This is a genomic window from Roseobacter cerffii (assembly GCF_054226325.1).
This window is the reverse complement of record NZ_CM135757.1, coordinates 4,200,985-4,213,842: the sequence shown is the minus strand read 5'-3', so window position 1 is coordinate 4,213,842 and position 12,858 is coordinate 4,200,985. Positions and strand designations below refer to the sequence as shown.

General features: G+C 62.1%; 11 protein-coding genes and 1 tRNA gene. 7 read left to right on the top strand and 5 right to left on the bottom strand.

Translation table 11 applies throughout. The features are described 5' to 3' along the window. Window positions 1–5: 5 nt before the first annotated feature. The 3 genes from ACVC7O_RS20515 to ACVC7O_RS20505 all read right to left on the bottom strand — a co-directional run bounded on the left by ACVC7O_RS20515 (window position 6) and on the right by ACVC7O_RS20505 (window position 2,217). Window positions 6–404 (bottom strand): hypothetical protein, encoded by a 399-nt coding sequence (locus ACVC7O_RS20515; RefSeq protein WP_458323959.1) that lies wholly within the window; start codon window positions 402–404, stop codon window positions 6–8. 471 nt (window positions 405–875) lie between these two features. Continuing rightward, window positions 876–1,424, bottom strand: a complete 549-nt coding sequence (locus ACVC7O_RS20510; protein ID WP_458323958.1) for a heme NO-binding domain-containing protein — start codon at window positions 1,422–1,424, stop codon at window positions 876–878. 241 nt (window positions 1,425–1,665) lie between these two features. After that, window positions 1,666–2,217: a hypothetical protein gene (locus ACVC7O_RS20505; protein ID WP_458323957.1), complete on the bottom strand. Its 552-nt coding sequence runs from the start codon at window positions 2,215–2,217 to the stop codon at window positions 1,666–1,668. Between the two features lie 217 nt (window positions 2,218–2,434). On the opposite strand from ACVC7O_RS20505, the gene ACVC7O_RS20500 reads away from it, so the two are divergent. Then, window positions 2,435–2,758: a DUF3775 domain-containing protein gene (locus ACVC7O_RS20500; protein WP_458323956.1), complete on the top strand. Its 324-nt coding sequence runs from the start codon at window positions 2,435–2,437 to the stop codon at window positions 2,756–2,758. 141 nt (window positions 2,759–2,899) lie between these two features. Here ACVC7O_RS20500 and ACVC7O_RS20495 read toward each other — a convergent pair. Further along, window positions 2,900–2,985, bottom strand: a tRNA-Leu gene (locus ACVC7O_RS20495). 175 nt (window positions 2,986–3,160) lie between these two features. On the opposite strand from ACVC7O_RS20495, the gene ACVC7O_RS20490 reads away from it, so the two are divergent. After that, window positions 3,161–4,144: a complex I NDUFA9 subunit family protein gene (locus ACVC7O_RS20490; RefSeq protein WP_458323955.1), complete on the top strand. Its 984-nt coding sequence runs from the start codon at window positions 3,161–3,163 to the stop codon at window positions 4,142–4,144. Here the strand turns inward: ACVC7O_RS20490 and ACVC7O_RS20485 are convergent. Beyond that, the gene (locus tag ACVC7O_RS20485) at window positions 4,141–4,944 is read right to left on the bottom strand and encodes an undecaprenyl-diphosphate phosphatase (RefSeq protein WP_458323954.1); all 804 of its coding nucleotides are present in this window, start codon (window positions 4,942–4,944) and stop codon (window positions 4,141–4,143) included. The genes ACVC7O_RS20490 and ACVC7O_RS20485 overlap by 4 nt on opposite strands. Before the next feature lie 224 nt (window positions 4,945–5,168). On the opposite strand from ACVC7O_RS20485, the gene ACVC7O_RS20480 reads away from it, so the two are divergent. The 5 genes from ACVC7O_RS20480 to gltB all read left to right on the top strand — a co-directional run bounded on the left by ACVC7O_RS20480 (window position 5,169) and on the right by gltB (window position 12,816). Further along, window positions 5,169–6,602 carry an NAD(P)-dependent oxidoreductase gene (locus tag ACVC7O_RS20480; protein ID WP_458323953.1) on the top strand — a complete coding sequence of 478 codons (1,434 nt, stop codon included), beginning with the start codon at window positions 5,169–5,171 and terminating at the stop codon, window positions 6,600–6,602. Window positions 6,603–6,694: 92 nt separating this feature from the next. Further along, complete coding sequence (locus ACVC7O_RS20475) at window positions 6,695–7,390, top strand: hypothetical protein (RefSeq protein WP_458323952.1); 696 nt, start codon at window positions 6,695–6,697, stop codon at window positions 7,388–7,390. Beyond that, window positions 7,383–7,808 carry a GFA family protein gene (locus ACVC7O_RS20470; protein WP_458323951.1) on the top strand — a complete coding sequence of 142 codons (426 nt, stop codon included), beginning with the start codon at window positions 7,383–7,385 and terminating at the stop codon, window positions 7,806–7,808. Before ACVC7O_RS20475 ends, ACVC7O_RS20470 begins: the two co-directional genes overlap by 8 nt. Next, window positions 7,805–8,284: a GFA family protein gene (locus ACVC7O_RS20465; RefSeq protein ID WP_458323950.1), complete on the top strand. Its 480-nt coding sequence runs from the start codon at window positions 7,805–7,807 to the stop codon at window positions 8,282–8,284. Before ACVC7O_RS20470 ends, ACVC7O_RS20465 begins: the two co-directional genes overlap by 4 nt. Next, window positions 8,284–12,816 carry a glutamate synthase large subunit gene (gene gltB / locus ACVC7O_RS20460; RefSeq protein ID WP_458323949.1) on the top strand — a complete coding sequence of 1,511 codons (4,533 nt, stop codon included), beginning with the start codon at window positions 8,284–8,286 and terminating at the stop codon, window positions 12,814–12,816. The genes ACVC7O_RS20465 and gltB overlap by 1 nt, the downstream gene beginning before the upstream one ends. Window positions 12,817–12,858: the final 42 nt, after the last annotated feature.

Here is a 12,858-nt window from a genome sequence, read left to right as displayed (position 1 = left end):
TTGGCTCAGTTGCTCCGCATGCTCAGCGGAAACCGCGCCGGGTGAACCGCGTTTTCGAGCCGCTCTTTCTCGGCCCTTGAGATCTGTTTGCGCGGATAGACGTTTTCTGCGCCCCTTGGCACCAGAAGGTGCATCACATCATCGCGGCGGCGGATGCCGATCCCGGACTTCTTGGCCACCCGGTAGAGGTTGATCATCACCGAGGATTTGGACCAACCAGTCTCGGCTTCGATCTGCTCCACCGACGATCCTTGCCCAAGCGCATCGATCAGATACGCGGCTACAGTGCCTTCCTCGGGCAAGACGATATCGGATTTATGGCGGGCGGGTTTGACCAGAATGCGGTCAGAATTCCGCTGCGCGAGGGCCTCCAGACGGCCGGACCGGGCAAGTTGCAATGTCATAAACTATCCTTCCACTCACTTAGCACTGTGGGGCACGATCGTGCCAAGCCCGCCAGCCCCCTGAAATCACACACTCCCGACGAGGCGGCGCAGGACCCAAGCGGGCCACGGCAGTCCGGAGCGTGCCTTAGTTATGCCATCTTTTTGCTCGAATTCAAAAAAATCGGCCGACCGTTCATGCTTGCGAAACACTGCCAGGCTGGGTCGCCGATTGGTGTTGGAGAACGCGGTTAACCGCCCTACCCGCTGCGGTAGAGACCTCGCTTTATCCCGTAAAAACAGACATCTACGCGCAATCTGCGCAAAGTGCTGCAGGTTTCCCGGCGAAGTGGAACATATGGCACCAGGCGCGAATCACGTTGCGACTCGATGCCCCTCGTCGAGGGTGCAAAAATTGCGGCAGAACTGTGGCGATGGCGATCAGGTAGGCGCTGCCGTGGCGGCCAACACGGGCCTGATCCACCGCACCGGTCAGCGGATCAGGACAATTTCGAACACGCTGTGATCGACAATCTCGGACTTTGCGGCGATCTGTTTGATCTCGATGTCTTCGCCGGTGTCCTCTGCCAGACCGCGCAGCATCCCGATAACCATGGCATCGAGCCCGGTCCGCTGTGAAATGTAGTGCAGGTGGTAGGTTGTCTCGGCCTTTCTTTCGAGCTTGAAAGACGGCGGCTTCAAATCGGGCATCGAAAGCTGAACCCGCGCGTGCATGTCATCCAGACCCCGCAGGCGCTCCAAAAAGCTGTTCCCGGCGCTTGTCATCAGAGCTCCGAACGGCGAGGCGCCAGCGTAGTCGATCCAATGCGATCCGAACTCGGTTAGCACGGCCCCGGCGGACAGACCCGTATGGTCGGAGATGGCGTGCACAAGTTGAAATGTCACGCTGTCGTCATAGCGCTCCATCTCATGAAACTCCTGCGTCTCAAGGTACGCGGCCTCGCACAGAGACTGCCAGGTGTCTGCGTCATGGTGCTTCAGGATGAAGTTGTGGATACCGTCGTTTACCATTCCATACATGTCAATTTCCTCACAAACTGGATGCGCGGCAGGGTTCGGCGTGCGTCTCATGCCGACCTCTCTGCGCAAACGGACCTTGCAGATCGGGGTGTGATCCCCAACCGCGTGATCCTGCAGTAAAGATGGACTGCGGCGCGGAGAACCCGAACGCCTGCAACAGGTTCCTGCGTGGATGCAGAACAGCTGGTCCGTATCGTCAGCTTGGCGGCTGTGTCTTTGGCCCCGGCGAGAGCCGATGCTCCTACATGCTTAATGCGTTGGGAGATTGTTCCGTGAAGACGCGGATGTAGTCTCCCGGGGAGGAGCCCGCCCAGAAGACCCACAGTTTGTGCGGGTCGTCCTCGTCGACCCAGACCCTATCGCCCTGCTCGAGACCGCGCAGTTCGGGGCTGATGTAGGTCACCGAGGTGTTGGCCAGAAAGTCGGTGCGCGCCATCGTGCCCTGGAACGCTGCGATGCCGAGGATCGGTGCGTCGAAATAGACATAGCCGTATTGGGTGCCGGATATGCTGTCGAAAAAGACGTAGTGGCTGGCCACGATGGTCCCCTGCGGGATGACCCCGTTGGTGCCGCCGATGTCGACGCGAATGGGTTCGACCAGCGCGATGTTCTGATCTTCGTCAAAGCCATAGAGGTTGTCATCGTTGAAGGTGTCAAAGCCCACGGCGAAGGGCTCGTCCGTATCGAGTTTGACGAAGGTCCCCGCCCCGTTTTGTCGCAGGATTTCACCATCGAGGATGTAGGCTTGAGCGGGCGCTGCCAGAAGCAACAGCCCCAGTGCCGATTTCCACATGACTGTTCCCCCAAGGCCGGCCGCGTTGGCCATAACCGTATTGACGGGGCGGAGGTGTCGCCAGCGTCAGAGACCGTTCTCGCGAAAACTTGAAGTCGGACGGGTCTCGGCGGCTTCCGGTCTGGCCAGCTGTAATCCGCACCCTTCCTGCTTGCCATTGCGGGCTGTCCACGGTTCATTGAGCGGGCAGCACAACACAGACAGTGGGAGAGCGAGATTGCCTGATATCAGCATCAACAAGGTTGTTCGGGTGATCTTCCTCGCCCGCGAGTATGGCCCGGAAAGCCATCAGCTCAGAGACTACATTTCAAGCCTGAACGAGGAAGAATCCGCCAACCTTGTCGCGATCATGTGGGTTGGGCGCGACAGCTTTGACGCGGCGGACTGGTCCGAGGCCTTGTCAACCGCGATGGCCGAGGCCACGGCGCCGACGGAAAGCTATCTGTCCGGCATTCCGGAGCTCCCGGATCATCTTGAGGCTGGGCTGGAGGCGCTGGGTGTCGATGTGACCGATGCGGAAGACCACTTTCGCGATAGCTGACCTTCAAAGATTGCGCGCGTGGCACAACCAGCGGCCTGCAATCTGCCGGTGTCCTTGACGGGGTCTGGCCCAAAACGTCGATACGCCGGAGGCACAAGTCAGCACCTCGGTCGACGCTATATTCTTTGATGTCGAAGGGGGTGGTGCCCAGGAGAGGACTCGAACCTCCACGTCCATACGGACACTAGCACCTGAAGCTAGCGCGTCTACCATTCCGCCACCTGGGCAGGTGTCGTGGAGCCTGCGTTTAAGCCCATGTCTGAAAGGTGTCAAACGGATTCTGGTAGAAACTGACCATCGGTTCGGGCCGACCTGTCCCACGGTGCGCCTGCGCCGATTTGCACCTTGTTTCGCTGGTGGCGCGGGGGTACATCCTGAAGGACAGGATGCAGCGAGGCGCTTATGTCGAAACTGGTGACAATCTACGGCGGGTCCGGCTTTGTCGGGCGCTATATCGCAAGGCGCATGGCCAAGGCGGGCTGGCGCGTGCGTGTCGCTGTCCGGCGCCCGAACGAGGCCATTTTTGTGAAACCCTATGGGGTGGTCGGACAGGTCGAGCCCGTGCTGTGCAATATCCGTGACGATGCCTCTGTGCGCGCCGTGATGTCGGGGGCGGATGCGGTGGTGAACTGCGTCGGGATCCTGGCCGAGGTGGGCAAGAACCAGTTTGACACCGTGCAGGCGGAGGGTGCCGAGCGCGTTGCCCGCCTTGCCGCAGAAGAGCAGGCCGCGCGGCTTGTGCACGTCTCGGCCATTGGCGCGGATGCCGAGGCCGAGAGCGACTATGCGCGCACCAAGGCGGAAGGCGAGGCCGGAGTTCTGGCCCACATGCCTGGAGCGGTGATCCTGCGTCCCTCGATCATATTCGGGCCCGAAGATCAGTTCTTCAACCGCTTCGCGTCCATGAGCCGTCTCGGCCCGGTCCTGCCGGTTGTGGGTGCCGAGACCCGCTTCCAGCCGGTCTATGTTGATGATGTGGCGAAGGCTGCGGAGCTGGCGCTGACGGGCGATGTGGCACCAGGCATCTATGAGCTTGGCGGGCCCGAAGTGGCCAGTTTCCGCGAGTTGATGCAGCAGATGCTGGGGGTGATCCACCGTCGTCGGCTGGTGCTGAACGTGCCGTTCTTTGCTGCGCGGATCATGGCGTTCGGGTTCGATATGCTGCAGGCCGTCACCTTCGGGCTGATAACGAACGGCATGATCACGCGCGATCAGGTGCGCAACCTGGCCAATGACAATGTGGTCGCCGATGATGCGAAGGGCTTTGCAGAACTTGGGATCACGCCGGTGACGATGGCCTCTGTCCTGCCGGATTACCTGTGGCGGTTCCGCCCCTCTGGGCAATACGACGCGATCAAGGAATCCGCAAAGAACCTGCGCACTTAGCTGTAGGCATAGATCAGCAGCAAGACGCCCAGGATCACCCGGTAAATTACGTAAGGCGTGAAGCTGACGCTGCGCAAGAGACGCATCATCAACACAAGTGCGAGCAGGGCGGCGATAAAGGCGAAGGCGGCGGCGATGAGCCCGTCGCGGGCGACAGACCAGTCGGCCTCCTGCACCACATCCAGCCCCAGCAGCAGGCCCGAGGCGGCGATGGTCGGGATCGACATCAGCATGGCGAGCTTGGCGGAGCTTTCGCGGTCATAGCCGAGCTTGCGGGCGGCGGTAATCGTGATGCCGGACCTGGAGGTGCCGGGGATCAGCGCCAGCACCTGCGCGAGCCCCATGCTCAGCGCGTCCTTGAGGCGCCATTCCTCTGCCGCGCGGGTATGGGCGCCCGTCTTGTCCGCCCAGTAGAGCACGAGCCCGAAGCCCAGCATTGTCCAGCCGATCACGGCGACCGAGCGCAGCATTTCATCAAACCCGGCGAGCTTGATCGCGGCGCCGGCGATGACCACCGGGATGGTGGCTATCAGCAGGCAAAGAGCGAGGAAGGCGCCCTGCGTATCGACCCGCCCGCGCAGCAGCCGCAGAGTGCCCGCGAGAGCGATCTTCACGTCCGACCAGAAGTAGAGGATGACGGCAAAGAGGGTGCCCACGTGCACCGCGACGTCGATGGCGAGGCCCTGGTCCGGACCGCCGGTGACGGTCGGGAGCAGCACCAGATGGCCGGAGGAGCTGACCGGCAGAAACTCGGTCAGGCCCTGGATCGCGGCGACGAGGAACAGATTGAAAAGCGTCATGGAAATCGGACCGGGTTGGAGCTGCGCCTTTGTGGTATAAGGTCAGGGAATCAAATGAAAAGCCTGAAAAAAGGACCGGATCGGAATTAAATTTCCGGTAGTCAGGGCTGTTTTGCGCTGGATTGCGCTAAAATAACCTCATATAGGTAAGTATTACTGACTTTATTTCCTGTTTGAGTTCGCGTATGCGTGCGGCTCCGGGACTTTGGTGGAGGACGCTGGCTGTGGCTGAGCAACCTATGTTGAAATTCGTGACCGTCGAACGTGACATGCCTGAGAAGCGTGCCGCAGATGTACGCCGTGAAGACTTCAATGAGATTTATGCCGAGTACGCCGAGGCCAAGGCGCAGGAGCAATCGAGCCGCTGCAGCCAGTGCGGTGTGCCCTATTGCCAGAGCCATTGCCCGCTGCACAACAACATCCCCGATTGGCTAAAGCTGACCGCGGAAGGCCGCCTGCAGGAGGCCTATGAGGTCAGCCAAGCGACAAATACCTTCCCGGAGATTTGTGGCCGCATCTGCCCGCAGGACCGCCTGTGCGAGGGCAATTGCGTGATCGAGCAGTCGGGCCACGGCACCGTGACCATCGGTGCGGTGGAGAAATACATCACCGACACGGCGTGGGAGAAAGGCTGGGTCCAGCCCATCGCGCCGCGGGCCGAGCGCAGCGAGAGCGTGGGCATCATCGGAGCAGGCCCCGGCGGGCTGGCGGCGGCAGATGTGCTGCGCCGCGCGGGCGTGCAGGTGACCGTCTATGACCGCTATGATCGTGCGGGCGGGCTGCTAACCTATGGCATCCCGGGCTTTAAGCTGGAGAAGGATGTGGTGATGCGCCGCAACGACCAGCTGGAGCAGGGCGGCGTCGCCTTCGAGCTCAATACCAACGTGGGCGAGGACATCAGTTTCGACGAGCTGCGCAGCCGCCACGACGCGGTGATCATTGCCACAGGTGTCTATAAATCAAGGGAAATTGAGGCGCCGGGTGTGGGCGCCACCGGCCTTGTGCGGGCGATTGATTTCCTGACAGCTTCCAACCGTAAGAGCTTTGGCGACGCGGTGCCGGAGTTCGATTCCGGCGCGCTGAGTGCCGAAGGCAAACGGGTTGTTGTGATCGGCGGCGGGGACACGGCGATGGACTGTGTGCGCACGTCGGTGCGGCAGGGCGCGACATCGGTGAAATGCCTCTATCGTCGCGACAGGGCGAATATGCCGGGCTCGCAGCGCGAGGTGCAGAACGCCGAAGAAGAAGGTGTGATCTTCGAATGGCTCTCCGCGCCGAAAGGCTTTGTGGGCGATCCGGTCACAGGTGTCATGGTGCAGAAGATGCGCCTTGGTGCGCCGGATGCGACGGGGCGGCAGGCCCCCGAAGTCATCGACGACGCGGATTACGTGGAAGACGCCGATCTGGTGATCATGGCGCTGGGCTTTGAGCCTGAAGCGCTGCCGACGCTCTGGGACCAGCCGGAGCTGCCAGTGACGCGCTGGGGCACGATCAAGGCCGCCTTCACCACGGGCGCTACCGACCTCGACGGCGTCTATGCGGTGGGTGACATCGTGCGGGGTGCGAGCCTCGTGGTCTGGGCCATCCGCGACGGGCGCGACTGTGCCGAGGCGATCCTGAAACGGCTTGGCGATGCGTCGGTGATGGCCGCCGAATAACCCCATCTGTGCAGTATCTGTATCGCGTCGGTAAAACGTCGGTATCACGTCGGTGCGCAGCGTACGGTGAGACTTTGTTAAGGACAGCAACTATGACCCAACCGGTCCAATCCTCGATTTGGAAGACCGCCGCCGCCGCGGCTCTGTTGGGCGTGTCTGCGACTGCGGCGATGGCGTCAGACCCGCTGGTCGTGCCCGCAGGCTGCACGGCCGTCGCCACCGCGCATAAGAATGGCTGCACCGTGACCACAGTCTTGCAGTGCGCAGATGGCGAGTGGCAGGCACTGAGCTATCGGCGCGGCAGTTTGAACAACACGCTGCACTACGACAGGGCGTGGAACTTCAAGATGTGGGAGACCGAAGGCGCGGGCGCAATGAATTTCGCCGCCGTTCCGGGCACCGGGAAAGCCCTCGATATTGCGACGCTGATCGAGACCGGTTCGCACACGCCAGCAGGCGATTTCGTGATGAACAGCAACATCATCCGCGGACAGGAATATGCGCTGAGCGGTGAAACGAAAGCCACCGGTGAGACGCTGGAGATCAGTGGTGAGCTCTTCGATGTCTATCTCGCCGAGCGTGCCTTTGCGCGGAAAGGGGCGACGCAGGTGCTGAACTTCTCCACCGAGCTTCTGATCTCGCAATCGCGCGAGTTGGTGCTGGAAGGGAACTTTTCCCGTGCGGTCAACGATGGCCCGCGCGAGGACTTCAATCTGCGGCCCCAGAAGATCTATGGCCCGGGCGAGCCAGGGTTCATGGCGACAGCATCGGAGTTTGGCTGTGGCTGAGGCGGTGCAGACCCTGAAGGGGCGCTGCCTCTGCGGTGCGGTCACGTTGACCGTGCAGTCGGAGACGCCGCGCCTGCGCGCGTGCCATTGCGACATGTGCCGCCAGCACACCTCGGGCATGTTCATTTCGGTTGATACGGTGCCGGGGACGCTTGAGGTGAGCGGCCCGGCGCAGAGCTTTGCCTCCTCCGAGTGGGCCGAGCGCGGGTTCTGCGGCACCTGCGGCTCGACGCTCTGGTACGGCACGGTGCATGATGGCATGCGCCACCCGGCGGCAGGGCTGTTTGATGGTGCGGCGCTGGGGGAGATGACGCTGGAGTTCTTTGCCGATGAATGCCCGCAGGGCTATGCGCTGACGGGAGATCACCGGAAGCTGAGCACCGAAGAGACCATCGCGATGTTCGAGGGCGAGACATGACGGATGCGGCGGCCAGAGACGCGTTGATCGCGCCGCACCGGCGGACCGGCCAGATGTCGGGCCGGTGCCTTTGCGGGGCGGTCAGGATCGAGATCGACGGGAACTATGTGGCGGCCATTGGCGCCTGCCATTGCGTGATGTGCCAGCGCTGGAACGGGATGCTCTTTGGCTCCTTTGTGGCGGACACCAAGGCGGTTACGGTCACGGGGCCGGTGAAGAACTATGCGTCTTCGTCCTTCTCGGAGCGCGGGTTTTGCGAGATCTGCGGCAGTTCGGTCTGGCTGCGGGCCACCGACCCGGAAGAACCGGAGATCGAGCTCTTCCCGGGGAATTTCAAGGAGGCGGCAGACTTCGTGCTGCTGTCGGAAATCTACACCGATCTGGCGCCGGCCTACGCGTGCCTTGAAGGCGAGCACCGCCGCAAGACACGGGCTGAGGTGCAAGCGGACCACCCATTTGTTGAAGGAGACAACTGATGACCATCTATGACGATACCTGGGTGGCGCGCGAAAACGCCAAGCGGGCGATGATGGCCGAAAAAGGTCTTTATGATCCGTCGGAGGAGCATTCCTCCTGCGGAGTGGGTCTTGTGGTGTCGGTGGATGGCACGAAGAGCCGCGGCGTGGTGGAGAACGGCATCAAGGCGCTCAAGGCGATCTGGCACCGCGGCGCGGTCGATGCGGATGGCAAGACCGGTGACGGGGCGGGCATTCACGTGCAGATCCCGGTGGAGTTCTTTTACGACCAGGTGAAGCGCACCGGGCATGACCCGCGCGAGGATGAGATGATCGCCGTGGGGCAGGTGTTTCTGCCGCGCACGGATTTCGGTGCGCAGGAAACCTGTCGGACGATTGTCGAAACCGAAGTCCTGCGCATGGGGTATTATATCTATGGCTGGCGGCATGTCCCGGTAGACATCTCCTGCCTTGGTGAGAAGGCCAATGCGACACGGCCCGAGATCGAGCAGATCCTGATCTCCAATGCCAAGGGAGTGGATGAGGAGACCTTCGAGCGCGAGCTTTACGTCATACGGCGGCGTATTGAAAAGGCGGCTTTGGCGGCCCAGGTACCGACGCTCTATATCGCGTCGATGTCCTGCCGGTCGATCATCTACAAGGGGATGATGCTGGCCGAGCAGGTGGCCGAGTTCTACCCGGACCTGATGGATGACCGGTTCGAGAGCGCCTTTGCGATCTATCACCAGCGCTATTCGACCAACACCTTCCCGCAGTGGTGGCTGGCGCAGCCGTTCCGGATGCTGGCGCATAACGGCGAGATCAACACGCTGAAGGGCAATCTGAACTGGATGAAGAGCCATGAGATCCGCATGGCCTCCGGCGCCTTTGGCGAGATGGCGGAGGATATCAAGCCGATCGTCGCCTCGGGCTCGAGCGACAGCGCGGCGCTGGATGCGGTGTTCGAGGTGCTGGTGCGTGCGGGGCGGAATGCGCCGATGGCGAAGACCATGCTGGTGCCCGAGAGCTGGTCGAAGCAGGCGGTGGAACTGCCGCAGAGCTGGCGCGACATGTATTCCTATTGCAACTCGGTGATGGAACCCTGGGACGGGCCCGCAGCACTTGCGATGACCGATGGGCGCTGGGTCTGTGCCGGGCTCGACCGGAACGGGCTGCGGCCGATGCGCTATGTGGTCACGAATGACGGTATGGTCATCGCCGGGTCAGAGACCGGGATGGTGCCGCTGGATGAGGCATCGGTGGTCGAGAAAGGCGCGCTGGGGCCGGGACAATTGTTGGCGGTCGACATGGCCGAAGGTAAGCTTTTCCACGACGAGGACATCAAGAACGCGCTGGCCGCCTCGCAGCCTTTTGGTGACTGGGTGGGCAAGATCAACGATCTGGAAGAGGCGTTGGATCACGTGCAGGAGCAGGCGCTGTTTAGCGGGGCTGAGCTGCGGCGTCGGCAGGTGGCGGCGGGCTATACCATTGAAGAATTGGAACAAATTCTGGCGCCCATGGCGGAAGATGCCAAGGAAACACTGGCGTCAATGGGGGATGACACGCCCTCGGCCGTGCTGTCAGGCAAGTACCGACCCTTGAGCCATTTCTTCCGCCAGAACTTCAGCCAGGTGACCAACCCGCCGATTGACAGCTTGCGGGAATACCGGGTGATGAGCCTGAAGACGCGGTTCGGCAACCTCAAGAACGTGCTCGACGAGGACAGCAGCCAGACCGAGATTTTCACGCTCGACAGCCCGTTCCTCGGCAATGCACAGTTCGATGAGCTGATCTCGCATTTCAATGCCGACGTGGTGACGATCGACTGCACCTTTGCGCCCGGAGCCGGCAACCTGAGCGCTGGGCTGGCGCGCATCCGCGCTGAGGCGGAGGACGCCGTGCGTTCGGGCGCGGGGCATATCATCCTGACCGATCAGGACAGCGGGCCGGAGAAGGTGGCGATGCCGATGATCCTGGCCACCTCTGCGGTGCACAGCCACCTGGTGCGCAAGGGGCTGCGGACCTTCACCTCGATCAACGTGCGCTCGGCGGAATGTGTCGATCCGCATTACTTTGCCGTGCTGATCGGCGCTGGGGCGACGACGGTGAACGCATACCTCGCCGAGGATTCGTTGGCCGACCGGATCGACCGCGGGCTGCTCGACATGAGCCTGACCACGGCGATTGACCGCTACCGCATTGCCATCGATCAGGGGCTGCTGAAGATCATGGCGAAGATGGGGATTTCGGTGATCTCGTCCTATCGCGGCGGGCTGAACTTCGAAGCGGTGGGGCTGTCGCGCGCCATGGTTGCGGAGTATTTCCCTGGCATGACCAGCCGCATTTCGGGCATTGGCATCACCGGCATTCAGAAGAAGGCCGAGGAAGTGCATGCGAAGGCCTGGGGCGGTCCGGCCTCGGTGCTGCCGATTGGCGGTTTCTACAAGGCGCGGCAATCGGGCGAGACCCACGCCTGGGAAGCGACTTCGATGCACATGATGCAGATGGCTTGCAACAAGGCATCTTATCAGATGTGGCAGCAGTACTCGAAAAAGATGAAGAGCAACCCGCCCATCCATCTGCGCGATTTGCTGGACATCAAACCGCTGGGCAAACCGGTGCCGATTGAGGAGGTGGAAAGCATCACCTCCATACGTAAGCGTTTTGTGACGCCGGGGATGTCGCTGGGGGCGCTGAGCCCCGAGGCGCATAAGACGCTGAACGTGGCGATGAACCGGATTGGGGCGAAGTCGGACAGTGGCGAAGGCGGCGAAGACCCGGCGCACTTCGTGCCGGAGCCCAATGGCGACAACCCTTCGGCCAAGATCAAGCAGGTGGCTTCGGGGCGCTTTGGCGTGACTGCGGAGTATCTGAACCAGTGTGAAGAGCTGGAGATCAAGGTGGCGCAGGGCGCGAAGCCCGGCGAGGGTGGGCAGCTGCCGGGCATGAAGGTTACCGACCTGATCGCGCGGCTGCGCCATTCGACCAAGGGGGTCACGCTGATCTCGCCGCCGCCGCACCACGATATCTATTCCATCGAGGATCTGGCGCAGCTGATCTATGACCTCAAGCAGATCAACCCGCGCTGCAAGGTGACGGTGAAGCTGGTGGCCTCGTCGGGTGTGGGCACGATTGCCGCCGGGGTGGCCAAGGCGAAGGCGGATATCATCCTGATTTCCGGACACAATGGCGGCACCGGGGCCTCGCCTGCGACCTCTATCAAATATGCGGGTCTGCCCTGGGAAATGGGGCTCACCGAGGCGCATCAGGTTTTGTCGATGAACAACCTGCGCGACCGGGTCACGCTGCGCACCGATGGCGGCTTGCGCACCGGGCGCGACATTGTGATGGCAGCGATGCTGGGGGCCGAGGAATATGGTATCGGCACGGCGGCGCTGATCGCGATGGGCTGTATCATGGTGCGGCAGTGCCAGTCGAACACTTGCCCCGTTGGCGTGTGTACGCAGGACGAGAGCCTGCGCGCGAAGTTCACTGGCAATGCGGATAAGGTGGTCAACCTGATCACCTTCTACGCCACGGAAGTGCGCGAGATCCTGGCGTCGATTGGGGCGCGGTCGCTAGACGATGTGATCGGACGGGCGGACCTGTTGGCGCAGGTCTCGCGTGGCTCCGCGCATCTGGATGATCTGGATCTGAACCCGCTGCTGATCACTGTCGATGGGGCGGCGGACATCGTCTATGACCGCAACCGCAAGCGCAACAAGGTGCCCAGCACGTTGGATGCGGAGATCGTGCGCGATGCCAAGCGGTTCCTCGAAGACGGTGAGAAGATGCAGCTGAGCTATGCGGTGCAGAACACACATCGGACCGTGGGGACCCGCACCTCGAGCCATATCGTGAAGCAGTTCGGGATGCGCAATACGCTGCAGCCGGACCACCTGACGGTGAAGCTGTCGGGCTCGGCGGGACAGTCCCTGGGCGCCTTTGCGGCGCCGGGGCTGAAGCTGGAGGTGTCAGGCGATGCCAATGACTATGTCGGCAAGGGGTTGTCGGGTGGCATGATCGTGGTGCGCCCACCGATGGCGTCGCCCATCGAGGCGGCCAAGAACACCATCATCGGCAATACGGTCCTGTATGGTGCGACGGATGGCTATCTGTTTGCAGCGGGCCGTGCGGGTGAGCGCTTTGCAGTGCGCAACTCGGGCGCCAAGGTGGTGATCGAGGGTTGCGGCTCGAACGGCTGTGAGTACATGACCGGAGGGGTTGCGGTGATCCTGGGTGAGATCGGCGCCAACTTTGGCGCGGGCATGACCGGGGGCATGGCGTATCTTTATGATCCCGAGGGCACGGCGCCCGCGCTGATGAACATGGAGACGCTGGTGACCTGCCCGGTGACCGAGGCGCATTGGCTGTGGCAGCTGGAAGAGCTTCTGGAGATGCATCTGCGCGAGACGGGCAGCCGTCGGACGGCGGACATCCTGCAGCATTGGGAGGCCGAGAAGGCGCATTTCCTGCAGGTGTGCCCGAAAGAGATGCTCGACAAGCTGGCAGCGCCCTTGGGGATCGAGGACGAAGCGATCCCGGCGGAATAACTGTAGCGCGCGGCGGTTCACAACACCGCCGCGCGGGCCTAT

Excerpts from the sequence above, each read along its gene's own strand:
- ACVC7O_RS20515 (WP_458323959.1), bottom strand. The coding sequence starts at position 404 with ATGACATTGCAACTTGCCCGGTCCGGCCGTCTGGAGGCCCTCGCGCAG.
- ACVC7O_RS20510 (WP_458323958.1), bottom strand. The coding sequence starts at position 1,424 with ATGTATGGAATGGTAAACGACGGTATCCACAACTTCATCCTGAAGCAC.
- ACVC7O_RS20505 (WP_458323957.1), bottom strand. The coding sequence starts at position 2,217 with ATGTGGAAATCGGCACTGGGGCTGTTGCTTCTGGCAGCGCCCGCTCAA.
- ACVC7O_RS20490 (WP_458323955.1), top strand. The coding sequence starts at position 3,161 with ATGTCGAAACTGGTGACAATCTACGGCGGGTCCGGCTTTGTCGGGCGC.
- ACVC7O_RS20485 (WP_458323954.1), bottom strand. The coding sequence starts at position 4,944 with ATGACGCTTTTCAATCTGTTCCTCGTCGCCGCGATCCAGGGCCTGACC.
- ACVC7O_RS20475 (WP_458323952.1), top strand. The coding sequence starts at position 6,695 with ATGACCCAACCGGTCCAATCCTCGATTTGGAAGACCGCCGCCGCCGCG.
- ACVC7O_RS20465 (WP_458323950.1), top strand. The coding sequence starts at position 7,805 with ATGACGGATGCGGCGGCCAGAGACGCGTTGATCGCGCCGCACCGGCGG.
- gltB (WP_458323949.1), top strand. The coding sequence starts at position 8,284 with ATGACCATCTATGACGATACCTGGGTGGCGCGCGAAAACGCCAAGCGG.